We start from the raw sequence: 23,726 nt of genomic DNA on the forward strand, positions 1-23,726 counted from the left end.
CGTTCGTAAGGACCTATTTGGGAAAACCGCGCCATGACCGATCTTGTTCTTCTCACCGGCATTTCCGGCTTTCTCGGCGGTCATGTGGCATTGGCTCTGCTCAAGGCCGGCTATGCCGTGCGCGGCAGCGTCCGCAAGCTCGATAAGGCCGATAAGGTACGGGCAACGCTCGCCAAGGCGGGGGCCGATGTCAGCCGGCTCGATTTCGTCGCGCTCGATCTCCTCGACGATAAGGGCTGGGATGCGGCGATGGCGGGCGTGCGCTTTCTCCAGCACACGGCCTCGCCCTTCGTGCTCGAAATTCCCAAGGACCCGAACGAGCTGATCCGCCCGGCCGTGGACGGCACGCGCCGGGCGATCGAGGCGGCTTTGCGCGCTGAGGTTGAGCGCGTGGTGCTGACCTCGTCCATCGCCGCGATCCAATATGGCCATGAGGACTATGCGCGCGTCTTGACCGAGGCGGACTGGACCACTGTCGAGAGCCCCAAAACAGGCGCCTATGCCAAATCCAAAACCCTGGCGGAAAAAGCCGCGTGGGAGCTGATGGACAAGGCTGGGCGGCACGATGATCTGGCGGTGATCAATCCGGCCGCCATTCTCGGGCCACTGCTCGACGAAGATCCGGGCACATCCGCGGCGCTGGTTTCGCGCCTCCTCGACGGCAAATTGCCGGCCGTACCGAAACTGGGCATGTCGATCGTCGACGTGCGCGATGTCGCCGCGCTCCATGTCGATGCCATGACCAATCCCGCTGCAGCCGGCCATCGCTGCATCGCCTCGGAAGGCACCTATCGCATGGCCGACTTGGCAAAGGCGATGAAGCCGGCCTTTCCGGACCGCCGCATTCCGACGGCTGAATTGCCCAATTTCATGGTGAGGATCGCCGCGCTGTTCGATCGGGACATCGCGGGCAACATCCACGAGCTCGGCGCTCTCAAACGCCTCGACGGCCACCGCGGCAGCGAACGGCTTGGACGTCCGCTGATCACAGCCGCAGATTCTGCCATAGCCACTGGCAAGAGCCTGATCGAACACCGCCTTGTCTAACGGCGAACCCTCTTGATCCACGGTCCGAACATGGCAATATTGAAAACGATGTGGGGCTGTAGCTCAGTTGGGAGAGCGCGTCGTTCGCAATGACGAGGCCAGCGGTTCGATCCCGCTCAGCTCCACCAAACCTCCCTGAATCCACTTCCATCGCCTTTGAATTAAACGCGGCAGGATCGCGGGCGGGGTCTGGGCTATTGTAGGGGGATGGAACAGAAAGAGCGCAGGCTTCGGCCACGGGATAAGGTTCGGCTCGATGCCACGATCGTGCTGGGCGATGGGCTTTTGCGCGTGCCCGCCCTGTTGCGCAACGCATCGCCATTTGGGGCAAAGGTGGAGCTTTTGGAGCCATGGCCGACGCCCGAGCGTTTTTATGTGCTCTTCGGGCATCGGCTCGAACTCTGCCGGCTGATCTGGCGCGAGAATAATCTGCTCGGCCTCGCCTACGAAGACTAGGCGCGCAGATCCGCCCAATCGGGGTGGCGATCGAACTGCACAACCACATAGGGGCAGATTGGGGTGATCTTGAACCCTTCGCTGCGCGCATCGGCGATCGAGGCTTTGACCAGTTGTAGAGCGATGCCGCGACCTTCGTATTCGCGCGGCACGCCGGTATGGTCGACGATGATACGGCCATCGGCCTTGCGATAGGTCATTTCGGCCTCGGCGCCGGGCGCGAGGTCGATGACATAGCGCCCATGCGTTGCGTCGTCTTCACGCCGGATTTGATAGTCGGTCATGCTCGCAAAACCCTTTCTCAGGCGGCAAGGCTTTCGGCTGCCGCAACGCCCAACATAAGGTTGAGATTTTGGACCGCGGCGCCCGAGGCGCCCTTGCCGAGATTGTCGTAGACCGCGACCACCGCGGCCTGGGCCCGCGCGTCATTGGCAAAGACATGGAGAGTCAGCGTATTGGTGCCGTTGTGCACCTGCGGATCGAGCGCAGCGGTCTTGCCGAGGGCGGGATCATAGGGTGCGACCTTGACGAAACTGTCGGGGACGGCAGCGAAGTGATCGGCAATGGCGGCGTGGATTTCGGCACCGGTCGGGACCTTGGCGAGCATGCCCAAATGAAGCGGCAGGGACGTCGTCATCCCTTGCGCGAAATTGCCGACGACGGGCTCAAACAGCGGTTCACGCTGAAGGCCGGTATAGAGCGTCATTTCCGGCACATGCTTATGCACGAAGGTGAGGCCATAGGGCATATATTGGCTCGCCGATGCACCCTCGGCCACATAATCCTCGACCATCTGGCGGCCGCCTCCGGTATAGCCGGAAATGCCGTGATAGATGATCGGATGATCGGCGGGGATAAGGCCAGCCGCGATCAGCGGACGGAGACCAGCGATCAGGCCCTGCGGCCAACAGCCAGGATTGGAGACATAGCGGGCATTGGCGATTTTCTCGCCCTGGCCCTTGTCCATTTCGGCAAAGCCATAAGCCCAATCGGGATTGACGCGGAAAGCGGTCGAGGCATCGATGACGCGGGTCGTGCCGTTTTCGATGAGCCGCACGCTTTCCTTGGCCGCCTCATCGGGGAGGCACAGGATGGCGACATCGGCTGCATTGAGGAGGCGCTTGCGCTCGTCCTGATCCTTGCGCTTTTCGGGCGCGATGGAGAGCACTTCGAGATCGCGGCGGCCGGCAAGGCGATCGCGGATCTGCAGCCCCGTGGTTCCGGCTTCCCCATCAATAAAGATCTTGGCGACCATGATCATGCTCCAAAAGTTTCGCGCTTTAGATGGGCCGCAGGACCACGCGCGTCAAGCGCCTAGCGCATCGAGGGAATATCGCGCCTCTCGATGACATCCTCGATACCACCAAGCATGGCCATCCAGCCGCGTTCGGTCTGGGCCAGCCAATCTTCGAATTGCGCATCGAGCGTGTTGTAGAGGGTGACGACGCTGCCGGGGCCATTGGCTTCGGGCTCGATGATCATTTCGACGATGGCCGGATCCTCGGCCTCGCTTTCATGCACCATCCAGGAAAAGGCGATCTTGCTCGGCCGCTCAAGCGCGAGGAATTCCCCGAAATGGCGGGCGCGCGTTCCGGTCTGCCCATCGGCCAGCATCAGGCGGCCACCGACGCGTGGCTCGAGCTGCACTTCGGTCAGATTGCCGCTTTCCCCGCTGCGCCGGAGCCACGCCGCCTGCCAGCGGCGCGCCAGATCAGGATCGACGAACGCGTCATAGACCCGCTCCGGGCTCGCGCGAAAACGGTGCGTCACCTTGGCTTCTATCTTGTCGGACATCCCAGCCTCCTTCTGTCCCTTGAAGAGGAGCAATGCCGGGACTGGCGAGCGCGTTCCGCACTGGGATTGTCAACTCTTGGCGCTGGTGTCATTGCTCGGTACCGGCACGAGACGAGGAGAAAACCTTGACCCCGCATAATCATGCAAAACCTGGCGACTATGCCGAGGCCGTGCTGCTGCCCGGTGATCCCCTGCGCGCCAAATGGATCGCCGAGACGTTTTTCGAGGCGCCCAACCTCGTCAATTCCGTCCGCAATTGCCTTGGCTATACCGGCACCTGGAAGGGCAAGCCGGTTTCGGTGCAGGCGAGCGGCATGGGCCAGCCATCGCTCGCCATCTATGTGCACGAGTTGATCAACGTTTATGGGGTCAAATCGCTGATCCGCGTCGGCACCTGCGGCGGACTCAATGCCAAGGTGAAGGTGCGCGACATCATTCTGGCGCAGGCGGCCTCGACCGATAGCTCCATCGTCAAGGGCCGGTTCGGCGCCTTCAATTTTGCGCCCATGGCCGATTTCGGGCTGTTGCGCGACGCCGCAGACAGGGCCGATGCCCGGGGCCTGCGCTATCATGCGGGCAATATGCTCTCGTCGGACATTTTCTATCATGCCGATGGCATGGCCGGTTACGACAAGCTGCCCGAGCATGGCGTGATCGGCGTCGAGATGGAGGCGGCCGTGCTCTATACGCTCGCCGCCAGGTTCGATGTCCGCGCCCTGACCATCTGCACCATGACCGATTGCCTGATCACGCATGAGGAAATCGACGCCGAAGCGCGCCAGACCTCGCTGCGCGACATGGTTGAACTTGCTCTCGATGTTGCTGTGGAGGCCTGAAAAATGACGGTTGTGGCTTTTGTTCTCGTTGCAGCCGTGGCGCTGCTGCATGTCTATATCATGCTCTTGGAAATGCTCTGGTGGGACACGCCGCGCGGCCAGAAGGCGTTTAATCTGGCGCCCGATTTTGCGCGCAGCACAAAGGTGCTGGCCATCAATCAAGGCCTTTATAATGGCTTTCTCGCCGCCGGCCTCATCTGGGGTCTCGTGCATCCCGATCCGGCGCTGGCCTGGCAGATCAAGATCTTCTTCCTGACCTGCGTTGCCGTTGCCGGCATTGTGGGCGGCGCTACATCGAGCCGGAAGATCGTGTTCGTCCAGACCGTGCCCGCAGTGCTGGCGATCCTCGCCGTTGTATTTGCTTGAAACCAAAGCGATGTCATCCCCGCCGGGGCGGGGATGACGTGATGACTTTACGCGGCAAGCGCGGCCAGCACGTGGACCCAGGAGCGGATGCCGCGGTGGAAGCTGTCGAGATCGTATTTCTCGTTGGGGCTGTGGATCTGATCGTCCACATGGGCAAAGCCGATGAGGAGCGTATCGAGCCCGAGGATCGACTTGAAATCGCCCGCAACCGGGATCGAGCCGCCCGAGCCAGTGATGACGGCCTGCTTGCCCCATTCGGCTGAGAGACCATTGAGCGCCTTGCGGAGGAATTCGCCATCGGCCGGGACGGTGATGGCCGGCGAGCCGCCATGCGGAATGAACTCGACCGAGCAATCGGCTGGGATCATCTTTTCGACATGGGCCCGGAAAGCGGCACGGATCTTCTTGGGGTCCATGCCGGAGACCAAGCGGAACGAGATTTTCGCCGAAGCCTTGGACGGAATGACGGTTTTAAAACCGTCGCCGGTATAGCCGCCGATCATGCCATTGATTTCGCAGGTTGGGCGGGCCCAGAGCATTTCGAGGACCGAGCGGCTCTGTTCGCCGGCCGGCAGCGATAGGCCCGCTTCGCCAAGAAAGGCCTTTTCATCGAAACCAAGGCCCTGCCACTGGGCTTTCAGCTCGGGCGAAATTTCGGCGACATCGTCATAAAAGCCGTCGAGCGTCACCGAGCCATCCGGGGCGCGGAGGCTGGCGATGATTTCGGCCAGGACCTGATTGGGATTACGGGCCGCATTGCCGAACATGCCGGAATGGAGGTCCTTGTCAGCCGCAGTGATGACGATCTCATCGGCGACAAGGCCGCGCAGCATGGTGGTGATCGACGGGGTTTGCCGGTCCCACATATCGGTATCGCAAACGAGCGCGATATCGGCTTTCAACTCCTCGGCATTTTCGCGCATGAAGGGCGGCAGGTTCTTGCCGCCGGATTCTTCCTCGCCTTCGAGCATCAGCGAGACGCGAACCGGCAGGCTGCCCGTGACAGCCTTGTAAGCGCGGCAGGCTTCGATGAAGGTCAGCATCTGACCCTTGTCGTCGGACGCGCCGCGGGCAACGATCATCTTGCGGCCGGCAGCGTCTTCCTTGATCTGCGGATCGAAGGGATCGGAATGCCAGAGGTTGAGCGGATCGACCGGCTGCACGTCGTAGTGGGCATAAAACAGCACATGCGGGCCGGCCTGTTCCGGGCCATGGGCGACGACGACGGGATGGCCGGGGGTCGGGCGGGCGCTGGCATCAAAACCAAGGCCATTGAGCTCGCCGGCGATCCAGTCGGCGGCCTTCTGGCATTCGGCGGCATAAGGGGGATCGGTCGAGATCGACTTGATGCGCAAAAGATCAAAAAGCCGCGCCAGACTTTGCTCAAGCCCCTGATCGACATGGGCGAGCACGGCATCGAGTTGAGTTTTTTCGGTCATGACAAGGTCCTGCGGCAAATTCGGAATCGTATTGCGCCGCACCATGGCGAGCGGGCCCCGGCCTGTCCAGTGCACAGAGGGGCGCTTATATTGTCATACTTATTCGACTGTGATTAGGTCGCCCGACCATTGCCCAAGGAGAGCCAGCATGGATCGATCCGGCGGCCGTGCGCGCCATTCAGGCGACCTAATCGCCATTCTCTCGGGCCGCAACCGTGCGCGAAACCTCCATTCGGACGTGCTCTGGGATCTAGGCTTTGCCATCGTTTCCGGCCAATATCCCGAAGGCTCGATCCTGCCGCCCGATACGGAACTGCTGGAGCGGTTTCGCGTGTCGCGCACGGTGCTGCGCGAAGCGCTGAAAACGTTGGCGGCCAAGGGTCTGATCGAAGCGCGGGCGCGGATCGGCACGCGTGTCCTGCCTCGCAATCGCTGGAATCTATTCGACTCCGACGTCCTGGCCTGGCATTTCGAACTCGGGCCGGAAGTCAGCTTCCTGCAAAGCCTTGCTGAAGTGCGCATCGGTATCGAAATCGAAGCCGCGGCGCTCGCGGCCGAGCGGCGGAGCGATGATCAGGCTGTGGGCCTCCTCGCGACAATCGAGCTGATGGCGAAGGCCAAAACGCCGGAGGACTTTGCCCGCCACGATCTCGATTTCCACAAGACCGTGGCCGATGCGTCGGGCAATCCCTTCATGGCTTCGATCAGTGCGCTTGTCGAAATGGCGCTGACCGCGGCCTTCACGATATCCTCGCCGGTCAATGAGCCAGAGGCCCTGACCCAGACCGTCGCGGTGCATCGCGCCATTGCCGATGCAATTTTGGCGCGCGATGCAATCGCCGCCCGGGAGGCCATGCGCGTGGCCATCGCCGAGGGCTTTGCTCGCGCTGCTGGGCGCATGGAAGCGGCTAACAGCTAGAGCGAAATCGCGAGCTTTCCCGTCAGTGTGCGGTGAAAGATCAACCCACCCTCGGTGAGGGCGAGGGTCAGCCGTTCGGCCGTGCGCCGACGCGCCACCTCGATCACCGGCGCCGTCGCTTCCTCGATGCGCATGATGGTCGAGGCTGAAACGCCAGATTGTTCCGCGAGAACCGGAATGGTCCAGCCGAGAAGATTGCGCGCGCCACGCAGCAGCGGCCCATTAAGCAGCTCTTCGCTCGCCACATCTTCCGCGATGACCCCGCCATGTCCAGGACGCCTGATCGAAGTGAGCCCGAGCCATTCGACCGGCTGGCCATTTTCGTCCGCAACCGGATAGCGGACATTGCGCATAGGCACATATTCGCCCGGCGCGATTTCGACCCGGACCTCGCCTGTGTAAATGTCCCGCCGCTCGATGCTGTCGAGCACGATCTGCCGGTCGTCCGGATGGATCGAATTAAACCAGCTTTCGAGCGTGAAGATCGGCGTTTTCGGCAGGCCCAAGTCTTCGGACATGCGGATCAGTTCGAGAAATTTGCCATCGAGCGAGCTGAACCAGGCGATATCGACATCAAGACGCTCAAAGACTGCATGAAGGCGGCGGCGCATCATGCTCATGGCTTTGCGGAGGCTCTCCTCCTGCGTGCGATCGAGTGCGCAGATGATCCAGCCTATGGGACGCTTGGCGTCATCCATCAGGCGCTCAAACCGCAATTCGAGCTGCCGGACCGTGCCATCCTCGCGAATGAGCCGCAAATCGCGGCGCATGGGCAGGAGATCGCGCATGAGCATGTGAAAACTCTCGACGAGCGCAGCCCGATCATCGGGATGGGTCCGCGCCTCGATGAATTCGAGCGAGATTTGCTGGCCGATATGATCGGTCGTGCCAGCAAGCACATGCAGACCTTCCGACGCCTGCACTCTGCCATCGGCAAAGGAAAGCGTGCAGAAGCCTGTGCCTGCCATGGCTTCGAGGGCTCGCAAAAGCTGGCCAGACGTTGGATGAGAGGCGCCGCTTTGGCCGAGCGACACCATCTTAGGCACTTGTCCTTGCATTGCTAACCCCCCGGTAAGCAAGATGACGCGCGCGTAAATTCTTGAGGCGTACCAGTAGACAAAGGGTCTATGGCTGGTCAAGCGCCGAACGCTTTAGCCACCTGACGACTTGACCCCGATCCCGCTTTGGCTCAAAGACCCAAGATAAAGCGAGGTTTCGTGATGGAAAAGTTCACCACATTGACGGGTGTTGCAGCACCCCTGCCGATCATCAATATCGACACCGATATGATCATTCCCAAGCAGTACCTCAAGACGATCAAGCGCACCGGCCTCGGCGTCGCCCTGTTTTCAGAGATGCGCTACAATGAAGACGGCTCGGAAAACCCCGATTTCGTCCTCAACAAGCCAGCCTATCGCCAGGCCAAGATCGTCATTGCCGGCGACAACTTTGGCTGCGGCTCCAGCCGCGAGCACGCCCCTTGGGCCCTCGCCGATTTCGGCATTCGCTGCGTTATTTCGACGAGCTTCGCCGACATTTTCTACAACAACTGCTTCAAGAACGGCATTTTGCCATTGGTCGTTTCGCCCGAGCAGCTGAAGCTCCTCCTCGACGATGCGGAGCGCGGTGCCAATGCGACGCTCAGCATCGACCTCGAAGCCCAGACCATCAAGGGGCCGGACGGCGGCACGCTGCATTTCGATATCGACCCATCGCGCAAGCAGATCCTGCTCGAAGGCCTCGACGATATCGCTGGCACGCTGAAATCCGACCCCGCCATTTCGTCCTTCGAGGGCAAGATGGCGAACGAGCGTCCCTGGCTCTAAACCGTGGCGGAAATTGTCTTCGAGGCCGAGCCGCATCCCGATACGCGGGCGGCCATTCTCGATGGCCTCATCGCCTATAATGCTGCGCAGACGGAGAACCGCTTTGGTGCTCCACGCACCATCGCTCTCGCGCTCAAAGACCCGGAAACCGGCGCTTCCGTCGGCGGGCTGACGGCGCGGGTCAGCTATAGCCGGATGTTTGTCGAGTTGCTCTTCATTCCCGAGCATTTGCGCGGCAAGGGTTTTGGCGAGAAGCTGATGGCGGAGGCAGAACAGATCGCAAAAGACCTCGGCTGCATCGGCATCTGGCTCGATACTTTCTCCTTCCAGGCGCCGGGCTTTTACAAGAAGCTTGGCTACGCCGAGTTCGGCGCCCTGACTGATTATCCGCCGGGCTTTACCCGGCATTTCCTCCACAAAACCTTGAGTTGATCCCATGGTCCAGCGCGTTTCCACCGGCTCTCCCTTTGAAGCGACTTTCGGCTATTCGCGTGCTGTGCGCTACGAGGACACCGTCTATGTCTCGGGCACGACGGGCTATGACTATGCCACGATGAAAATGCCGGAAAGCGTTGGCGAACAAGCGAAAAATGCGCTGGCGACCATCGACAAGGCGCTCAAGGAAGCCGGCTCTTCGATCGAGGATACGGTGCGGGTCGTCTACTATCTCGGCGATCGGTCTTATGTGGACGAGGTCGTCGCGGCGGTGGGTCCGGTGTTCGGAAACATCCGCCCGGCCGCGTCCATGCTCATAGTTGCGATGATCGAGGAAGGCATGAAGATCGAGATCGAAGTGACGGCCCGGATCGGGGCTGCCAAGAGCCACGCTTAGGTCGCGGTTTCGGTAGCATTCCGTTAACACTGACAGCGCTCCCCAAGGGGCGCTGTTTTGTTTTGGGCACCCTTGCGCAAAAACCCAAAATAAAGCTATGTGCCGAGCCAAGGTGTACCCACCAGTACGGCGAGGAGTTTTCCAAAAATGGCCACCCATTCCCTGTTTCTTCTGCCGGGCGACGGCATCGGCACCGAGATCATGGTCGAGGTCGAAAAGATCATCGCCTGGTCCAATGCCGAAGGTCTCACCGACTTTGCCACCGATACCGGCCTTGCCGGTGGTTGCGCCTATGATGCGCATGGCGAGGCTATTTCCGAAGACGACATGGCCAAGGCGCTTAAGGCAGATGCCGTTATCTTCGGCGCCGTGGGTGGCCCCAAGTGGGACAATGTGCCCTATGACAAGCGCCCGGAAGCCGCGCTCCTGCGCCTCCGCAAGGATCTGGGGCTTTTTGCGAACCTCCGTCCCGCCATCTGCTACCCCGCACTCGCCGACGCCTCTGCGCTCAAGCGCGAGCTGGTCGAAGGCCTCGATATCTTGATCGTGCGCGAGCTGACCGGCGGCGTCTATTTCGGCGAGCCCAAGGAAATCACCGACCTTGGCAATGGCCAGAAGCGCGGCGTCGATACCCAGGTTTACGAAACCTATGAAATCGACCGGATAGCCCGCGTCGCCTTCGATCTCGCCCGCACGCGCGGCAAAAAGATCCACTCGGCCGACAAGAAGAACGTGATGAAATCAGGCGTGCTGTGGGACGAAGTCGTCCGCACTGTTGCCAAGGATTATGCCGACGTCGCCTTCAACCATATTCTGGCTGACAACTGCGCCATGCAGTTGGTGCGCAATCCAAAGCAATTCGACGTCATCGTCACCGACAACCTCTTTGGCGATATTCTCTCGGACGTGGCCGCGATGCTGACCGGATCGCTCGGCATGCTGCCATCGGCAGCGCTCGGTGCCCCAGATGCTGTCACCGGCAAGCGCAAGGCCATGTATGAGCCCGTCCACGGCTCGGCCCCCGACATTGCCGGCAAGGGCATTGCCAACCCGATCGCCATGATCGCCTCGCACGCCATGGCGCTGCGCTATTCGTTCGGCATGATTGAACTGGCCGACAAGGTCGAAGGCGCCATCGCCGCAGTCCTCGCCGATGGCCTCCGCTGCGCCGACATCGCCCAGGACAATCGCAAGACGGTTGGCACGGAAGAAATGGGCGCAGCAATCTTGGCTAAGTTGAAGGCGTAAGATTTAAACTCGGTGTCACGCCAACAGCCCCGGTGTTCGCGCCGGGGCTTTTCTATTTGGTGCTGTCGACCTTTTCAGCGAGCCAGATTTTGATCAGCGATTGATAAGGCACATCGCGCTTATTCGCGGCAATTTTGATCTGATCGAGCAGGCCCACCGGCAGGCGTAGGGAGATGGATGCTGACGACGGCTTGAGATTGGGCATGACGACCTGTTTCGCCTTGCCCCAATCGATATAGTCGGTGGTGTCGTGGCTCTCCCAGAACGCACGTTCTTCCGCTTCCGTCTTAAATGTCGGTATCGGCTTAAGAGACTTGCTCATAAACGATCCTTTCCTTGCGATTCATATCGCGCGCAGAGATGACCCGAATACGCGTCTCGTCGTGGCGCAAGGTGAAGGTTACATGCAGCAGCCTTCTGTCGTTGGAATGCCCTAGTGCGTGAAAACGAGGTTCCACATCGCTATGCTTGGCGTCGGCGAGCGTGAGAAGTGGCTGATTGAAGAACATCTGTTCTGCCTCGGCCTGAGACACGCCATGTTTATCCACACTCTTGCGCGCGTTTCCCGCGTCCCAATCGAACCCTTGAACTCGGCTCCAGTCGATCATGAATGTATATTACCATAATATACATCGCTTTCAATACCGCACAAAAAAGCCCCGGTGTCTCCACCGGGGCTTTTCCATTCGCAGGTCCAAAGACCCAAAAATTATTCAGCAGCGCCTTCGGCGGATGCTGCGGCCTTGGCGGCCTTTTCTTCAGCGCGTTCCTTGGCCTTTTCGCCGGGAACACCCTTGTTCGGGTTGTTACGGGCTTCGCGCTTCACGAGGCCAGCAGCGTCGAGGAAACGCAGGACACGGTCGGTCGGCTGTGCGCCGTGCGAGAGCCAGTGCTTGGCGCGTTCGGTGTCGAGGACGACGCGGTTTTCAGCTGATTTGTCGAGCAGCGGGTTGAAGGTGCCCAGCTTTTCGATGAAGCGGCCATCACGGGGCGAACGGGCGTCGGCAACAACGATCTGGTAGAAAGGACGCTTCTTGGTGCCACCACGGGCCAGACGGATCTTGAGAGACATTGCTTTATTCCTAAGGCTGTCGGTTGATAGTTTGGGTTATTTCTTCTTGCCCAGGCCCGGAAGGCCAGGGAAACGCGGAGCGCCGCCGAGACCGGGAAGGCCCGGGCCACCGGCGGATTTGAAAAGCTTGTTGACGTCTGTGGGCAGCTTGTCGGCCATCGGCAGATCGGCCGAGGGCAAGCCCTTGAGCTGATCGGGATTGATGCCGGCCTGACGCGCCATCTGTTCGAGCTGCTTTGGGTCCATCTTGGAGAGATCGGGCATGCCACCGAGCATGCCGCCCATCTTGCCGCCGAACATGCCACCAAGAGCGCCCATGCCGCCCTTGGACACCTTCTTCATCATATCGGCCATCTGGCGGTGCTGCTTGGAAAGCTTGTTGATTTCGGAAACTTCGACACCGGCGCCGGCAGCGATACGCTTGCGACGCGAGGCATTGAGCAGGTCCGGATTGGCCCGCTCTTTCTTGGTCATGGAATTGATGATGGCGATCTGACGATCGAAAACCTTTTCGTCGACATTGGCGCCGGCCATGGCTTTCTTGAGCTGGCCCGCACCGGGGAGCATGCCCATGAGGCCGCCCATGCCGCCCATCTTCTTCATCTGCAAAAGCTGGGCGCGCAGGTCGTCGAGGTCGAACGAGCCCTTCTTGAGCTTGGCCGCCATCTTCTGGGCGTCTTCGGCCGTGACGTGCTCGGCGGCCTTTTCGACGAGCGAAACGATGTCGCCCATGCCCAGAATTCGGTCGGCGATACGCGCGGGATGGAAATCCTCCAGCGCATCCATCTTTTCGCCGACACCGATCAGCTTGATCGGCTTGCCGGTGGCTGCGCGCATCGAGAGCGCCGCACCACCGCGACCATCGCCATCGACGCGGGTCATGACGATACCGGTCACGTCCAGACGGGTATCGAAAGAGCGGGCGACGTTGATCGCATCTTGGCCCGTCAAGGCGTCGACGACGAGCAGAATTTCGTGGGGTTTCGCGATCTCCTTGATGGAGACCGTTTCGACCATCAGCTCTTCGTCGATATGGGTGCGGCCGGCGGTATCCAGAATGAGAACGTCATAGCCGCCAAGACGGCCTTCGCGCTCCGCGCGGCGGGCAATCTCGACCGGCGTTTCAGTGGCCACGATCGGCAGCGTATCGACGCCGACCTGTTCGCCGAGCACGCGGAGCTGCTCCATGGCGGCCGGGCGGCGCGTATCGAGGGAGGCCAGAAGAACGCGCTTCTTCTGTTTGTCCTTGAGACGTTTTGCAATTTTGGCCGTGGTCGTCGTCTTACCCGAACCCTGCAAACCGACCATGAGGAGGGTGACGGGCGACGGGGCATTGAGATCGATGGTGACGGCATCGGAGCCGAGGACCGCAACCAGCTCGTCATTGACGATTTTGACGACCTGCTGGCCTGGCGTCACCGAGCGGGTGACTTCGGCGCCGACGGCGCGCTCGCGGACCTGTTCGACAAAGGCACGGACGACTTCGAGGCTGACGTCGGCTTCGATCAGCGCCCGGCGGATTTCGCGCATGGCGGCATCGACATCGGCAGCGTTGAGCGCGCCGCGTCCGCGAAGTCCGTCAAAAATCTTGCCAAGCCGGTCGCTTAAGCTCTCAAACATCTTCTAGTCCTTCTCGCTCACGGGCCGCACCGCTCAGCCACCGACGCGCTAAAACCGCGCTGGTGGCTTCGCTGGCCCTCCGCGGGGGCGCCAAAACGTTGGCGGGGTCCTCGCTTTGCTCGTCCAGTGAGCCATATGGTATTCATGCAAGCAAACGCAAAACCCACCCGCGGGCGCAACGCGCTGGCGGATGTTGGCCTCCGGGATCGTGGTACCCTTTAGGGGCCCCGGTCGGCTGGTCAGGAGCAAAAGCCTGATGAACGGGTCGCGTTTAGGGGAGAAATGCGCGTGAGTCAAGAAACGAAGGGTTTTATCGCGACCGATGCCCTGATCGACAGGCTAAGGGCGCGGCAGGATATCAGGTTGATCGGCATCGATGGATTGCCGGTTTCGGGCAAATCGACGCTCGCGGATCGGCTGATCAAGAGCTTTGATGCCGACGTAATCTATCTCGATGATTTCGTGCTACCGCAGAATGCATGGCCGGAGCCGATCAAACCTCGATTTCCCTTTCCCTATATGCGGCACGCAGCGTTTTTCGAGGCGGTCGAGACCTTGGCCCAATCCGGTGCCTGCCGCTATCAGCTTTATGATTGGGAGGCTGGGGCGCTAGGGCCCTGGAAAGAGATTCGGCTCGGCGAGAAGCTGGTCGTCGTGGAAGGCGTCTCGGCGCTGGCCGAACGCTTGGCGCCGCTTTACGATCTAAAAGTCTGGATCGAAAGCGACGCAGCAACGACGCTACAAGCCTCGCTCGACCGAGGCGTTGGCGCCTGGGAGCGGCAATGGCGCGACCTCTTCATGCCCAGTGTCGAGCGCTATATGGAAACGCGTCCCCTTGAGCGTGCCGATATAGTCGTTCCCGGACGCGGGGCTTAGCCGGGCGGCACTGGCAATTCCATATCACTTCCGCCATATAGTGCCCGAGACCAAAAGACAGGCACCGCTCGTGAGCAACGCACCCTTTCTCAAGATGAACGGGCTGGGCAACCAGATCATCGTCGCCGACATGCGCGGCCGGACGGATCGCGTCACTCCTGAGGCGGCCATTGCGATCAATGCGCGGGCCGAGACCAAGTTTGACCAGATCATGGCCATCCATGATTCCCGCATGCCGGGCACGGTCAATTATATCGAGATCATCAATTCCGACGGGTCGCGCGCCCAAGCCTGCGGCAATGGCATGCGCTGCGTGGTGCAGTTTCTGAGCGCCGAGCAGGGCCGGCAGCGGTTTACCTTCGAGACGGTTGCTGGGATTTTGTTTGGCGAAGAGGCCGAAAACGGGCTGATCACCGTCGATATGGGCACGCCGAAGTTCGCCTGGTTCGACATTCCGCTGGCCGAGGAATTTGCTGACACGCGAAAAATCGAATTGCAGATCGGGCCGATCGATGCGCCGGTGCTGCATTCGCCATCGGTGATGGCGATCGGCAATCCGCATGCGACGTTTTGGGTCAAGGACGATGTCTGGTCCTATGCGCTCGACCGGTTTGGGCCCATGCTCGAAAACCACCCGATCTTTCCCGAGCGCGCCAATATCGGCATTGCCCAGGTCATCGAGCCGGACAAGATCATGCTGCGCGTCTGGGAACGCGGGGCTGGGTTGACCGAGGCCTGTGGCACGGCGGCCTGTGCGGCTGTGGTCAATGGCGCGCGGACGCGGCGGACAGACCGTAAGGCGACCGTAACGTTGCCGGGCGGCGATCTCGTCGTCGTATGGCAGGCGGATGACCATGTGACCCTGACCGGCCCCGCCGAACTGGAGTGGCGCGGTGCCTTCGACCCGGCTACGGGCGCCTGGACGCGCGCCGAGGCGGCCTGATGGCAGTCGAAACGCTGACATTCGGCTGCCGCCTCAACGCCTATGAGGGCGAGGTGATGAAGGCCGAGGCCGAAAAGGCCGGGCTCGACAATGCCATCATCATCAATACCTGCGCGGTGACCGAAGAGGCCGTCAAACAGGCCAAGCAGGCGGTGCGCAAGGCGCGGCGCGACAACCCGGCAGCGCGGATCATCGTCACCGGTTGCGCGGCGCAGACTGAGGCGCGCACCTTTGGCGACATGGACGAGGTCGACCTCGTCATCGGCAATGACGATAAGCTCAGGGCCGAGAGTTATAAGCCGATGGTGTTCGGCCTCGCGCTGAACGACAAGGTTCAGGTCAACGATATCATGAGCGTGCGGGAAACCGCGGGGCATCTGATTGCCGGGATGGATCGGCGGACGCGGGCCTTCGTCCAGGTGCAGAATGGCTGCGATCATCGCTGCACGTTCTGCATCATTCCCTTTGGCCGCGGGCCTTCGCGCTCGGTGCCGATGGGGCTCGTGGTCGATCAGATCAAGCAGCTCGTCGGCAATGGCTATCGCGAAGTGGTGCTCACCGGGGTCGACATCACCTCCTATGGGCCGGACTTGCCGGGCGCACCGACCCTCGGCACGCTGGTGCAATCGATCCTGCGGCATGTGCCGGACCTGCCACGGCTTAGGATTTCCTCGATCGATTCTATCGAGGCGGATGCCGCGCTTTACGAGGCGGTGACGGACAAGCGGTTGATGCCGCATCTTCATCTCTCGCTGCAATCGGGCGACGATCTGATCCTGAAGCGGATGAAGCGGCGGCATTCGCGCAGCGACGCGCTCGATGTGGTCGAGAAGCTGCGGGGGCTGCGGCCCGACATGGTGTTCGGTGCCGATATCATTGCCGGGTTTCCAACAGAAACCGAGGCGATGTTCGAAAACTCGCTGCGCTTTATCGGCGAAGCGGGGCTGAGCTATATTCACGCTTTCTCCTATTCGCCGCGGCCAGGCACGCCGGCGGCGCGCATGCCGCAGGTGGGCAAGGGAGTGGCGCGGCAGCGCGCCGGCCTTTTGCGGGCCGAAGGCGAAAAGCAGGTGGCGGCGCTTTATGCGAGCCGCCTTGGCCACACCGAAAATGTGCTGATGGAGCGCTCCGGCGTCGGGCGCACCGAACAATATATCCCCGTTCGCGTTGCCGGTATGGAAGCCGGTGATCTGGATGCGGTTGTCATCACCGGGCGCGGCGCCGATTGCCTGGTGGGCGAAAAGCTGCGCGCGGCCGCCTGAGGCGAGGAAAGAACAAAAGCATGAGCGATAAGGTATCCGGTTTCTTCAAGCGCTTGTTCGGCACCGAGCCCGTGCCTTCGCCGGCTCCGCCCGAGACGCGCCCGGATGCCCCGATCCAGCCCATTCCGCCCGTCCCGGAAACGGTGCCGCCTGCGCCGGAACCCGTGGAAACGCCCGACCTGCCGCCGCCTGGGCCTCCCGAAACGACCCCCGACTATGTCGAGGAAATTGAGGAGCGCGCTTTAGAAATCCAGAACAGCGTGCCGATCATTCCGGCGCCCACCACCGCCGAGATGCCGCGGCAAAGCTGGTTTTCGCGGCTGACGACGGGGCTAAAGCGCTCTTCGGATAATCTGACGACATCGATCACCTCGGTCTTTACCAAGCGCAAGCTGGATGGGGCGACGCTCGATGAACTGGAGGATGTGCTGATCCAGGCCGATCTCGGGCTTGAGACGGCCATGGCCATTACCGAAACCCTGCGCCGCGACAGGTTTGATCGCGAGGTGTCCGACAGCGATGTGCGCTCCGTGCTCGCCGCGGAAGTCGAAAAGGTTTTGGGGCCCGTGGCGCGACCGCTGACGGTGGACACGACCAAAACGCCGTTCATCATCCTGATGATCGGGGTCAATGGCTCGGGCAAGACGACGACCATCGGCAAGCTGGCGCAAAAGTTTGCGGGCGAAGGAAAATCCGTGATGCTGGCGGCGGGCGACACGTTCCGCGCTGCGGCGATCGAACAATTGCAGGTCTGGGGTCAGCGGACGGGTGCACCGGTTGTTTCGCGGCCCGCCGGCGCCGATGCGTCGGGGCTGGCCTTCGATGCGGTCACACAGGCCAAGGCCGAGGGGCGCGATGTGCTGATCATCGATACGGCCGGGCGCCTTCAGAACCGCGACGAATTGATGGATGAGCTCGAAAAGGTTATCCGCGTCATCAAGAAGGTCGAGCCATCGGCGCCGCATGCGACGCTGCTTACCCTTGATGCGACGACGGGCCAGAATGCACTCAAGCAGGTCGAGATTTTTGGCAAGCGTGCTGGCGTGACGGGCCTTGTCATGACCAAGCTAGATGGCACAGCGCGCGGCGGCATTCTCGTCGCGATTGCCAAGAAGTTTGGCCTGCCGGTGCATTTCATCGGTGTCGGCGAAGGCGTCGAAGATCTCGAGCCGTTTGCCGCGCGGGATTTTGCCAAGGCGATTGCCGGCCAGGACTAAAAAAACTCGGACAAAATCTGACCATGCTTGGAGCCTATTGCGCTTGCAACGCTTGGCCCATGCCATCACATTGGCGCAAGACGCCATGGAACGAACAATGACCGACAAAGCCGCCGAACCAGACGTGAGCTGGGACGACCTCAAGCCACAGATGACCAAGCTCTCGCTCGAGCTCGGCCCGCTGGTTATCTTCTTTCTCGTCAATTTCTTCGGCGATCGCATCCTTGCAGCCTTTCCGGCGCTGACCCCGATTTTCCCCGAAGGCTTCTTTCTCGCGACCGCGGTCTTCATGATCGCCATGGCCGTCTCGCTAGTCATCTCGAAGCTCGTGCTCGGCAAAATCCCGGTCATGCCGCTGGTGACGGGCGTCGTCGTGCTGATCTTTGGCGGGTTGACGCTGTGGCTGCAGGACGAGACGTTCTTCAAGCTCAAGCCGACCATCACCAATATGCTGTTCGCCTCGGTGCTGCTGGGCGGTCTCCTGTTCCGGCAATCGCTGCTCAAATATGTTTTTGGTGACGTTTACCGGCTGCGCCCCGAAGGCTGGTGGAAGCTGACGCTGAATTGGGGCCTGTTTTTCGTGCTGCTGGCCGTGATCAACGAGATCGTCTGGCGCAATTTCGATACGGCGTTCTGGGTCAACTTCAAGGTCTGGGGCATCATGCCGCTGACGATGATTTTCTCGATGACGCAGCTCCCGCTGCTCAGCAAATATGCGCCGGAGAACGAACCCCCTTCTCCGCCGCAAGTCGTGGTCGAGAGCTGACGTCTCCAATCCAGTCCCAGACACGATGTCATCCCCGCGAAAGCGGGGATTTCTGTTTATGGATTCCCGCTTTCGCGGGAATGGCGCGAGAGGATAGGGCCTAGTCTTCTGCGTCGGCGCGGGCTTCGATCTCTTCCATGTCTTCGTCGGAAAAGCCGAAGTGGTGGCCGAGTTCGTGGATAAGCACATGGGTGACGACTTCGCCGAGCGTGTTGTCGTCGTTTTCGGCCCAATAATCGAGAATGGCGCGGCGATAGAGGAAGACCGTATTGGGCAATTGCCCGGTCTGGGGCACGGCGCCGTCTTCGGTGAGACCGATGCCGGTGAAAAGGCCCATCAGCTCGAAGGGGCTTTCCATCTTGAAATGTTCGAGAATGTCGTCTTCAGCAAATTCGGCCACTGAACAGGTGACGTCGGCCGCGAGCGATTTGAACGGCTCGGGCAGTTCAGCCAGGGCCTTGCTTGCCAAAGCCTCGAAGTCATCGAGGGTCGGGGCATAAAGCCCCGACCAATCGGTGTGTTTTACTTCCACTCGCGGATATCGACGAAGTGGCCGGCAATGGCAGCGGCAGCAGCCATGGCGGGGGAGACGAGGTGGGTGCGGCCCTTAAATCCCTGACGGCCTTCAAAGTTGCGGTTCGAGGTCGAGGCGCAACGTTCTTCGGGCTTGAGCTTATCCGGGTTCATGGCAAGGCACATGGAGCAGCCTGGCTCGCGCCATTCAAAGCCGGCATTCTTGAAGATGACGTCGAGGCCCTCGGCTTCGGCCTGTTCCTTGACGAGGCCTGAACCGGGCACGATCATCGCCGAGACGTGGCTTGCAACCTTGCCATCGCCGATGACGGCTGCGGCCGCGCGCAGGTCTTCGATGCGGCCATTGGTGCACGAGCCGACAAAGACGCGGTCGATCTTGATATCGGTGATCGGGGTGCCGGGCTTGAGGCCCATATAATCGAGGGCACGCCATTTTGAGGCGCGCTTGGTCTCGTCCTGGATCTCATCGGGATTGGGGACCACGCCCTGCACCGAGATGACGTCTTCGGGCGATGAACCCCAAGAGACGATCGGCGGCAGTTTTGCGGCGTCGAGGATGACGACCTTATCGTAATGGGCGCCTTCATCGGTATAGAGCGTCTTCCAATAGTCGACGGCCATGGTGAAGGCCTCGCCCTTGGGCGCGCGGGGACGATCCTTGACGTAAGCAAAGGTCGTTTCGTCGGGCGCGATGAGGCCGGCACGGGCGCCGCCTTCGATGGTCATGTTGCAGACCGTCATGCGGCCTTCCATCGAGAGCGACCGGATGGCTTCGCCGGCGAATTCGATCACGTGGCCATTGCCGCCGGCGGTGCCGATTTCGCCGATGATGGCGAGAATGATGTCCTTGGCCGTAACGCCCGGCGGCAGTTGGCCATCGACACGCACCAGCATGTTCTTGGCTTTTTGCTGGATCAGCGTCTGGGTCGCGAGAACGTGCTCAACCTCGGACGTGCCGATGCCGTGGGCCAGAGCGCCAAACGCGCCGTGGGTGGACGTGTGCGAGTCACCGCAGACGATGGTCATGCCCGGGAGGGTAAAGCCTTGTTCGGGGCCAACGATATGGACGACGCCCTGGCGCTTGTCGAAGGGGTCATAATATTCGATGCCGAAATCGCGGGTATTTTCAGCCAGCGTCTCGATCTGGATGGCGCTTTCCGGATCGGGGTTCGGCAGCGTGCGATCAGTCGTCGGCACGTTGTGGTCGACGACGGCGAGGGTGCGCTCGGGGTGACGCACCTTGCGGCCGTTGAGGCGGAGACCTTCGAACGCCTGCGGACTCGTCACTTCGTGGACGAGGTGGCGATCGATATAGAGAAGGCTCGTGCCGTCCGGATTGTTCTGAACCAGATGGTCGTCCCAGATCTTGTCGTAGAGCGTGCGGGCCTTGGTCATTCGTCGTGTTCCGAGGGGCAGGATTGAAGTTTGGATTGGTTCTAAGCCGAGAGGGCTTTTGGGTCAAGAACAACCGTACTCTTGGGTACGCTCGCGCCGGGCTCAGTTCGCCGGCGCGTCGCGAAGCCGGCCGACGGCTAGGGCGCCGAGAAGACTTGTATCCAGGCCAATGCGATAGCGGCACCAGAGGGCGATGGCGATCTGGGCGATGATGCGCGCGCCCATATTGACCGCCGCAACGCCGACAATCCCCCAGATGGGGATCACGATGATCTGAACGAGGAAGCCAAGGCCCATGATGGTGCCGAAGACGGCGACATAGGCCTGCTCGTGACCGGTCATCATCATGACGATTTTTGAGGGGCCGGTGACGGCATCGAAGAGAAGGCCAAAGGCGAGGAGCAGCAGGACCAGCACGCCTTCGGAATAAGACGGCCCGAAGAGCGACAGGATAGGCTCGCCGAAGACCAAGAACAGCCCAAAGATAACGAGCGAAAATAGGAAGCCAGCCCAGGCGCAGAGGGCGGTGATGGCCTGGGCTTTGCGCATGGCGCCCGAATGATAGTGCTCGGCGACCATGGGGGCGATGACGAGTTCAATGGCGAAGGTGAAGAGCGTCATCAAGCCCGCTGTGCGGAAGGCATTGAAATAAAGGCCCGAGCTTTCGAGGTCGAGCATGAGGCCGACAAGGATGACGTCGGCATTGAGGGTGAAGGTTTCGATCACCGCGCCAAGGAGCAGCCAGGTGCTGAGCTTGCCCCAGCGCTGCCAATGGGGCCGCATCGGCGCAACGCGCGGCAGGATGGCATAGTGTCGGCGCTGGGCGATGCCGGTCTGCATGATGAGCGCACCGATGAGCAGCGCGGCGGACAGGGTCAGCGCATCGGGGCCGCTGAGGACGACGCCGACGGCAAAAAGCGCGATCACCGCGGCGGGGAGTGCGAGGCGCCAGAAGATGTCGCGCGGAAGGAGCGCGGTCCAGAGCGAACCCTGGGCGCGGAGCACCGAAGAATTGTATTCGGCCAGCGCCATGGGGAGGATGAGGAAAGCCGCGCCGATGAAATGATTGATGGTTTCGCGCGGCGGCAGAAAGGGAATGGAGGCAAAGGCGAGAACGCAAAGAAGCGCGGCGAGGACGAGGCTGGCGCCGATGGTAATGGCGGAACCCGCAGCGACAACCGCGTCGGCCTCCGCATTTTCGCCCTGGGCCCGCAATTGCGGCCAGAGGCGGAGGACCGCCGTCGATTGGCCCATGCCGGCGAGAATGGCAAGAACGGTGGCGAGCGCGAGGCCGAAGGCGAAATGGCCATATTCGCTCTCGGTCTGGGTGCGCGAGAGGACGACATAGGTGACGTAGGTGAGGCCGGCCGTCGCGACCTTGATGCCGAGCGAGCCCACCGAGCGCAAAAGCCCGGACGAGAGCAAGGCAGAAAGATCGGATGGAACGGCCAACCGCATGAAAGGTCCTCAGGCCGGGTCGATCACCGGCGGGCAGAAGTGTGCCAGAGGGCCGTCAAGAAGGGGTTACTATTCTCCTTGTATCGGGGCTCCCTTCACCCCCTCCTAGCCTCCCCCATCAAGGGGGAGGTACGGGCCGGTGGATGGGGCGAGATCATGCAAAGGGAGTGGAGCGGCACCTCCCCCTTTATGGGGGAGGTTGGGAGGGGGTGGCTTCAGTGCCTGAAATGCCGCATCCCGGTCATCACCATCGCGATTCCCGCCGCATCGGCTGCGGCGATGACTTCGTCGTCGCGCATGGAGCCGCCGGGCTGGATAACGGCGGTGGCGCCGGCGGCGACCAGAGCTTCAAGGCCGTCGGCGAAGGGGAAGAAGGCGTCGGAGGCGACGACGGAGCCTTGGGTCAGCGCGCCTTCAATGCCTGCGGCTTCTGCAGCGTCGATCGACTTGCGATGGGCGACGCGGGCGGAATCGACGCGGGACATCTGGCCGGCGCCGATGCCGGCCGTCGCGCCGTCTTTCACATAGACGATGGCATTGGATTTGACGTGTTTTGCCACCTTAGCGGCGAGCTTGAGGTCAGCGAGTTCCGCTTCGGTCGGGGCGCGCTTGGTGACGACTTTTAGTTCGCAATCATCGACATTCTGATTGTCGCGGCTCTGGACGAGGAGGCCACCGGCGACGGACTTGACCACCAGACCCTCGGCCTTGGCATCGGCGAGACCGCCGGTGAGGAGGAGGCGGAGGTTCTTCTTGGCGGCGATGATCGCCTGGGCTTCCGGCGTCGCGGAGGGGGCGACGATCACTTCGGTGAAAACCTTGACGATCTCGGTCGCGGTTTCGGCGTCGATTTCGCGGTTTGTCGCGACAATGCCGCCAAAGGCCGAGACGGGATCGGTGCGAAGGGCTTTTTTGTAGGCCTCGACGAGGTTAGCGCCGGTGGCGACGCCGCAGGGATTGGCGTGTTTGATGATCGCGACAGCAGCGGTATTGGCGGGGTCGAACTCCGAGACCAGCTCGAAGGCGGCGTCGGTGTCGTTGATATTGTTGTAGGAAAGGGTCTTGCCCTGGACCTGGCTGGCGGTCGCGACGCCGGGGCGGTTTTCGCCAGTGGCGTAGAAAGCGGCCCATTGGTGCGGGTTTTCGCCATAGCGCATGACTTCGCGAAGAGTACCGGCAAAGCTGCGATAGTTCACGTTTGCAAAGTCGATTTCCCGAGCAAACCAGGCGGAGATGGCGCTGTCATAGGCGGCGGTGCGGGCATAGGCTTTGGCCGCCAGCTTCTGGCGCAGTTCATAGGGAATGCCGCCATTGCGGATGGCGTCCAAGATGGCCGGATAGTCGTTGGGGTCGACCACGACCGTGACATAGGCATGGTTCTTGGCCGCCGACCGGACCATGGCGGGGCCGCCGATATCGATGTTTTCGATGATCTCGTCGTAAGAGGCGCCGGAGGCGACGGTCTTTTCGAAGGGGTACAAATTCACGGCGACGAGGTCGATGGGCCCGATCTCGTGTTCGTCCATCGAGGCCTTGTGCTCGGGATTGTCACGCACCGAGAGGAGGCCGCCATGCACCTTGGGATGGAGCGTCTTGACGCGGCCATCCATCATTTCGGGAAAGCCGGTGAGGTCGGAGATTTCTCGGACTGGGAGGCCGGTTTCGCTGATGAGCTTATGGGTGCCGCCGGTCGAGACCAGTTCCACCCCGGCTTCGGAGAGCCCGTGGGCGAAATCCGCCATGCCCGATTTGTCGAATACCGAAAGCAGTGCCCGCCCGACCGTGACCGTCTTGCCCATGAGTTCTTGCCCGTTGTGATG

General features: G+C 61.4%; 27 protein-coding genes and 1 tRNA gene. 15 read left to right on the forward strand and 13 right to left on the reverse strand.

Annotated features, from left to right (window positions below; translation table 11 throughout):
- The first annotated feature begins 33 nt into the window (after positions 1 to 33).
- The 3 genes from ASG47_RS08990 (at position 34) to ASG47_RS09000 (ending at position 1,503) form a co-directional block, all read left to right on the forward strand.
- Positions 34 to 1,047: an SDR family oxidoreductase gene (locus tag ASG47_RS08990; RefSeq protein WP_061908393.1), complete on the forward strand. Its 1,014-nt coding sequence runs from the start codon at positions 34 to 36 to the stop codon at positions 1,045 to 1,047.
- 52 nt (positions 1,048 to 1,099) lie between these two features.
- Positions 1,100 to 1,175: transfer RNA gene (locus tag ASG47_RS08995), tRNA-Ala, on the forward strand.
- 79 nt (positions 1,176 to 1,254) lie between these two features.
- On the forward strand, positions 1,255 to 1,503 hold the full coding sequence (locus ASG47_RS09000) for a hypothetical protein (RefSeq protein WP_061908394.1): 249 nt from the start codon (positions 1,255 to 1,257) through the stop codon (positions 1,501 to 1,503).
- On the opposite strand, the gene ASG47_RS09005 is transcribed toward ASG47_RS09000, so the two are convergent.
- From ASG47_RS09005 to ASG47_RS09015, 3 genes are read right to left on the reverse strand one after another with little or no spacing between them, the layout of a single operon-like run.
- The gene (locus ASG47_RS09005; RefSeq protein ID WP_061908395.1) at positions 1,500 to 1,787 is read right to left on the reverse strand and encodes a GNAT family N-acetyltransferase; all 288 of its coding nucleotides are present in this window, start codon (positions 1,785 to 1,787) and stop codon (positions 1,500 to 1,502) included. The two genes, ASG47_RS09000 and ASG47_RS09005, sit on opposite strands and share 4 nt — an antisense overlap.
- A 17-nt stretch (positions 1,788 to 1,804) precedes the next feature.
- Positions 1,805 to 2,758, reverse strand: a complete 954-nt coding sequence (gene argC / locus ASG47_RS09010) for an N-acetyl-gamma-glutamyl-phosphate reductase (protein WP_061908873.1) — start codon at positions 2,756 to 2,758, stop codon at positions 1,805 to 1,807.
- 59 nt (positions 2,759 to 2,817) lie between these two features.
- Positions 2,818 to 3,297 (reverse strand): SRPBCC family protein, encoded by a 480-nt coding sequence (locus tag ASG47_RS09015; protein WP_061908396.1) that lies wholly within the window; start codon positions 3,295 to 3,297, stop codon positions 2,818 to 2,820.
- A gap of 125 nt (positions 3,298 to 3,422) precedes the next feature.
- Here ASG47_RS09015 and deoD point away from each other — a divergent pair, with 125 nt between their 5' ends.
- Both deoD and ASG47_RS09025 read left to right on the forward strand, forming a co-directional pair.
- Positions 3,423 to 4,133 carry a purine-nucleoside phosphorylase gene (deoD, locus tag ASG47_RS09020; protein WP_061908397.1) on the forward strand — a complete coding sequence of 237 codons (711 nt, stop codon included), beginning with the start codon at positions 3,423 to 3,425 and terminating at the stop codon, positions 4,131 to 4,133.
- A gap of 3 nt (positions 4,134 to 4,136) precedes the next feature.
- Entirely contained in the window at positions 4,137 to 4,499 is a 363-nt protein-coding gene (locus ASG47_RS09025; protein ID WP_061908398.1) for a DUF1304 domain-containing protein, read from the forward strand.
- A 47-nt stretch (positions 4,500 to 4,546) separates the two neighbouring features.
- On the opposite strand, the gene ASG47_RS09030 is transcribed toward ASG47_RS09025, so the two are convergent.
- A complete protein-coding gene (locus ASG47_RS09030; protein WP_061908875.1) occupies positions 4,547 to 5,938 on the reverse strand; it encodes a M20/M25/M40 family metallo-hydrolase in 1,392 nt (463 codons plus the stop codon).
- Between the two features lie 148 nt (positions 5,939 to 6,086).
- Here ASG47_RS09030 and ASG47_RS09035 point away from each other — a divergent pair, with 148 nt between their 5' ends.
- Complete coding sequence (locus ASG47_RS09035) at positions 6,087 to 6,857, forward strand: FadR/GntR family transcriptional regulator (RefSeq protein ID WP_061908399.1); 771 nt, start codon at positions 6,087 to 6,089, stop codon at positions 6,855 to 6,857.
- On the opposite strand, the gene ASG47_RS09040 is transcribed toward ASG47_RS09035, so the two are convergent.
- Complete coding sequence (locus tag ASG47_RS09040) at positions 6,854 to 7,825, reverse strand: PAS domain-containing protein (RefSeq protein ID WP_162243238.1); 972 nt, start codon at positions 7,823 to 7,825, stop codon at positions 6,854 to 6,856. The two genes, ASG47_RS09035 and ASG47_RS09040, sit on opposite strands and share 4 nt — an antisense overlap.
- A gap of 252 nt (positions 7,826 to 8,077) precedes the next feature.
- Here ASG47_RS09040 and leuD point away from each other — a divergent pair, with 252 nt between their 5' ends.
- The 4 genes from leuD (at position 8,078) to leuB (ending at position 10,763) form a co-directional block, all read left to right on the forward strand.
- Positions 8,078 to 8,683: a 3-isopropylmalate dehydratase small subunit gene (leuD, locus tag ASG47_RS09045; protein ID WP_061908401.1), complete on the forward strand. Its 606-nt coding sequence runs from the start codon at positions 8,078 to 8,080 to the stop codon at positions 8,681 to 8,683.
- 3 nt (positions 8,684 to 8,686) lie between these two features.
- Positions 8,687 to 9,115 (forward strand): GNAT family N-acetyltransferase, encoded by a 429-nt coding sequence (locus ASG47_RS09050; RefSeq protein ID WP_061908402.1) that lies wholly within the window; start codon positions 8,687 to 8,689, stop codon positions 9,113 to 9,115.
- Positions 9,116 to 9,119: 4 nt separating this feature from the next.
- Entirely contained in the window at positions 9,120 to 9,515 is a 396-nt protein-coding gene (locus tag ASG47_RS09055; protein ID WP_061908403.1) for a RidA family protein, read from the forward strand.
- 147 nt (positions 9,516 to 9,662) lie between these two features.
- A complete protein-coding gene (gene leuB / locus ASG47_RS09060) occupies positions 9,663 to 10,763 on the forward strand; it encodes a 3-isopropylmalate dehydrogenase (protein WP_061908404.1) in 1,101 nt (366 codons plus the stop codon).
- A gap of 52 nt (positions 10,764 to 10,815) precedes the next feature.
- Here leuB and ASG47_RS09065 read toward each other — a convergent pair whose 3' ends face one another.
- From ASG47_RS09065 to ffh, 4 genes are all read right to left on the reverse strand, one after another.
- Entirely contained in the window at positions 10,816 to 11,085 is a 270-nt protein-coding gene (locus tag ASG47_RS09065; RefSeq protein ID WP_061908405.1) for a BrnA antitoxin family protein, read from the reverse strand.
- Entirely contained in the window at positions 11,069 to 11,371 is a 303-nt protein-coding gene (locus ASG47_RS09070) for a BrnT family toxin (protein ID WP_061908406.1), read from the reverse strand. The genes ASG47_RS09065 and ASG47_RS09070 overlap by 17 nt, the downstream gene beginning before the upstream one ends.
- Before the next feature lie 101 nt (positions 11,372 to 11,472).
- A complete protein-coding gene (rpsP, locus tag ASG47_RS09075) occupies positions 11,473 to 11,835 on the reverse strand; it encodes a 30S ribosomal protein S16 (RefSeq protein WP_061908407.1) in 363 nt (120 codons plus the stop codon).
- A 36-nt stretch (positions 11,836 to 11,871) separates the two neighbouring features.
- Positions 11,872 to 13,455: a signal recognition particle protein gene (ffh, locus tag ASG47_RS09080; protein WP_061908408.1), complete on the reverse strand. Its 1,584-nt coding sequence runs from the start codon at positions 13,453 to 13,455 to the stop codon at positions 11,872 to 11,874.
- A 288-nt stretch (positions 13,456 to 13,743) separates the two neighbouring features.
- Here ffh and ASG47_RS09085 point away from each other — a divergent pair, with 288 nt between their 5' ends.
- From ASG47_RS09085 to ASG47_RS09105, 5 genes are all read left to right on the forward strand, one after another.
- Positions 13,744 to 14,331, forward strand: coding sequence for a uridine kinase (locus ASG47_RS09085; protein ID WP_162243239.1), 588 nt, complete (start codon positions 13,744 to 13,746; stop codon positions 14,329 to 14,331).
- A 94-nt stretch (positions 14,332 to 14,425) separates the two neighbouring features.
- Positions 14,426 to 15,274: a diaminopimelate epimerase gene (gene dapF / locus ASG47_RS09090; RefSeq protein WP_061908410.1), complete on the forward strand. Its 849-nt coding sequence runs from the start codon at positions 14,426 to 14,428 to the stop codon at positions 15,272 to 15,274.
- The gene (gene mtaB / locus ASG47_RS09095; RefSeq protein ID WP_061908411.1) at positions 15,274 to 16,536 is read left to right on the forward strand and encodes a tRNA (N(6)-L-threonylcarbamoyladenosine(37)-C(2))-methylthiotransferase MtaB; all 1,263 of its coding nucleotides are present in this window, start codon (positions 15,274 to 15,276) and stop codon (positions 16,534 to 16,536) included. The genes dapF and mtaB overlap by 1 nt, the downstream gene beginning before the upstream one ends.
- Before the next feature lie 20 nt (positions 16,537 to 16,556).
- The gene (gene ftsY / locus ASG47_RS09100) at positions 16,557 to 17,753 is read left to right on the forward strand and encodes a signal recognition particle-docking protein FtsY (protein WP_061908412.1); all 1,197 of its coding nucleotides are present in this window, start codon (positions 16,557 to 16,559) and stop codon (positions 17,751 to 17,753) included.
- 97 nt (positions 17,754 to 17,850) lie between these two features.
- Positions 17,851 to 18,519 carry a septation protein A gene (locus tag ASG47_RS09105; protein WP_061908877.1) on the forward strand — a complete coding sequence of 223 codons (669 nt, stop codon included), beginning with the start codon at positions 17,851 to 17,853 and terminating at the stop codon, positions 18,517 to 18,519.
- A gap of 100 nt (positions 18,520 to 18,619) precedes the next feature.
- Here the strand turns inward: ASG47_RS09105 and ASG47_RS09110 are convergent, their stop codons facing one another.
- The 4 genes from ASG47_RS09110 to purH form a co-directional block, all read right to left on the reverse strand.
- On the reverse strand, positions 18,620 to 19,051 hold the full coding sequence (locus ASG47_RS09110) for a metallopeptidase family protein (protein WP_061908413.1): 432 nt from the start codon (positions 19,049 to 19,051) through the stop codon (positions 18,620 to 18,622).
- A complete protein-coding gene (leuC, locus tag ASG47_RS09115; RefSeq protein WP_061908414.1) occupies positions 19,042 to 20,448 on the reverse strand; it encodes a 3-isopropylmalate dehydratase large subunit in 1,407 nt (468 codons plus the stop codon). The genes ASG47_RS09110 and leuC overlap by 10 nt, the downstream gene beginning before the upstream one ends.
- A gap of 102 nt (positions 20,449 to 20,550) precedes the next feature.
- Entirely contained in the window at positions 20,551 to 21,906 is a 1,356-nt protein-coding gene (locus ASG47_RS09120) for a lipopolysaccharide biosynthesis protein (RefSeq protein ID WP_061908415.1), read from the reverse strand.
- Positions 21,907 to 22,121: 215 nt separating this feature from the next.
- The gene (gene purH, locus ASG47_RS09125; protein WP_061908416.1) at positions 22,122 to 23,705 is read right to left on the reverse strand and encodes a bifunctional phosphoribosylaminoimidazolecarboxamide formyltransferase/IMP cyclohydrolase; all 1,584 of its coding nucleotides are present in this window, start codon (positions 23,703 to 23,705) and stop codon (positions 22,122 to 22,124) included.
- Positions 23,706 to 23,726: the final 21 nt, after the last annotated feature.

The sequence above is a fragment of the Devosia sp. Leaf420 genome (assembly GCF_001425445.1).
GTDB lineage: Bacteria > Pseudomonadota > Alphaproteobacteria > Rhizobiales > Devosiaceae > Devosia.

What these genes read in the sequence shown, in the direction of transcription:
- ASG47_RS09055 (WP_061908403.1), top strand. Translation starts at nt 9,120, where the DNA reads ATGGTCCAGCGCGTTTCCACCGGCTCTCCCTTTGAAGCGACTTTCGGC.
- ASG47_RS09065 (WP_061908405.1), bottom strand. Translation starts at nt 11,085, where the DNA reads ATGAGCAAGTCTCTTAAGCCGATACCGACATTTAAGACGGAAGCGGAA.
- ASG47_RS09015 (WP_061908396.1), bottom strand. Translation starts at nt 3,297, where the DNA reads ATGTCCGACAAGATAGAAGCCAAGGTGACGCACCGTTTTCGCGCGAGC.
- ASG47_RS09030 (WP_061908875.1), bottom strand. Translation starts at nt 5,938, where the DNA reads ATGACCGAAAAAACTCAACTCGATGCCGTGCTCGCCCATGTCGATCAG.
- mtaB (WP_061908411.1), top strand. Translation starts at nt 15,274, where the DNA reads ATGGCAGTCGAAACGCTGACATTCGGCTGCCGCCTCAACGCCTATGAG.
- ftsY (WP_061908412.1), top strand. Translation starts at nt 16,557, where the DNA reads ATGAGCGATAAGGTATCCGGTTTCTTCAAGCGCTTGTTCGGCACCGAG.
- leuB (WP_061908404.1), top strand. Translation starts at nt 9,663, where the DNA reads ATGGCCACCCATTCCCTGTTTCTTCTGCCGGGCGACGGCATCGGCACC.
- leuC (WP_061908414.1), bottom strand. Translation starts at nt 20,448, where the DNA reads ATGACCAAGGCCCGCACGCTCTACGACAAGATCTGGGACGACCATCTG.
- ASG47_RS09025 (WP_061908398.1), top strand. Translation starts at nt 4,137, where the DNA reads ATGACGGTTGTGGCTTTTGTTCTCGTTGCAGCCGTGGCGCTGCTGCAT.
- rpsP (WP_061908407.1), bottom strand. Translation starts at nt 11,835, where the DNA reads ATGTCTCTCAAGATCCGTCTGGCCCGTGGTGGCACCAAGAAGCGTCCT.
- dapF (WP_061908410.1), top strand. Translation starts at nt 14,426, where the DNA reads ATGAACGGGCTGGGCAACCAGATCATCGTCGCCGACATGCGCGGCCGG.
- leuD (WP_061908401.1), top strand. Translation starts at nt 8,078, where the DNA reads ATGGAAAAGTTCACCACATTGACGGGTGTTGCAGCACCCCTGCCGATC.
- ASG47_RS09000 (WP_061908394.1), top strand. Translation starts at nt 1,255, where the DNA reads ATGGAACAGAAAGAGCGCAGGCTTCGGCCACGGGATAAGGTTCGGCTC.
- ASG47_RS09120 (WP_061908415.1), bottom strand. Translation starts at nt 21,906, where the DNA reads ATGCGGTTGGCCGTTCCATCCGATCTTTCTGCCTTGCTCTCGTCCGGG.
- ASG47_RS09040 (WP_162243238.1), bottom strand. Translation starts at nt 7,825, where the DNA reads ATGGCAGGCACAGGCTTCTGCACGCTTTCCTTTGCCGATGGCAGAGTG.
- purH (WP_061908416.1), bottom strand. Translation starts at nt 23,705, where the DNA reads ATGGGCAAGACGGTCACGGTCGGGCGGGCACTGCTTTCGGTATTCGAC.
- ASG47_RS09005 (WP_061908395.1), bottom strand. Translation starts at nt 1,787, where the DNA reads ATGACCGACTATCAAATCCGGCGTGAAGACGACGCAACGCATGGGCGC.
- argC (WP_061908873.1), bottom strand. Translation starts at nt 2,758, where the DNA reads ATGGTCGCCAAGATCTTTATTGATGGGGAAGCCGGAACCACGGGGCTG.
- ASG47_RS08990 (WP_061908393.1), top strand. Translation starts at nt 34, where the DNA reads ATGACCGATCTTGTTCTTCTCACCGGCATTTCCGGCTTTCTCGGCGGT.
- ASG47_RS09105 (WP_061908877.1), top strand. Translation starts at nt 17,851, where the DNA reads ATGACCGACAAAGCCGCCGAACCAGACGTGAGCTGGGACGACCTCAAG.
- ffh (WP_061908408.1), bottom strand. Translation starts at nt 13,455, where the DNA reads ATGTTTGAGAGCTTAAGCGACCGGCTTGGCAAGATTTTTGACGGACTT.
- ASG47_RS09070 (WP_061908406.1), bottom strand. Translation starts at nt 11,371, where the DNA reads ATGATCGACTGGAGCCGAGTTCAAGGGTTCGATTGGGACGCGGGAAAC.
- ASG47_RS09035 (WP_061908399.1), top strand. Translation starts at nt 6,087, where the DNA reads ATGGATCGATCCGGCGGCCGTGCGCGCCATTCAGGCGACCTAATCGCC.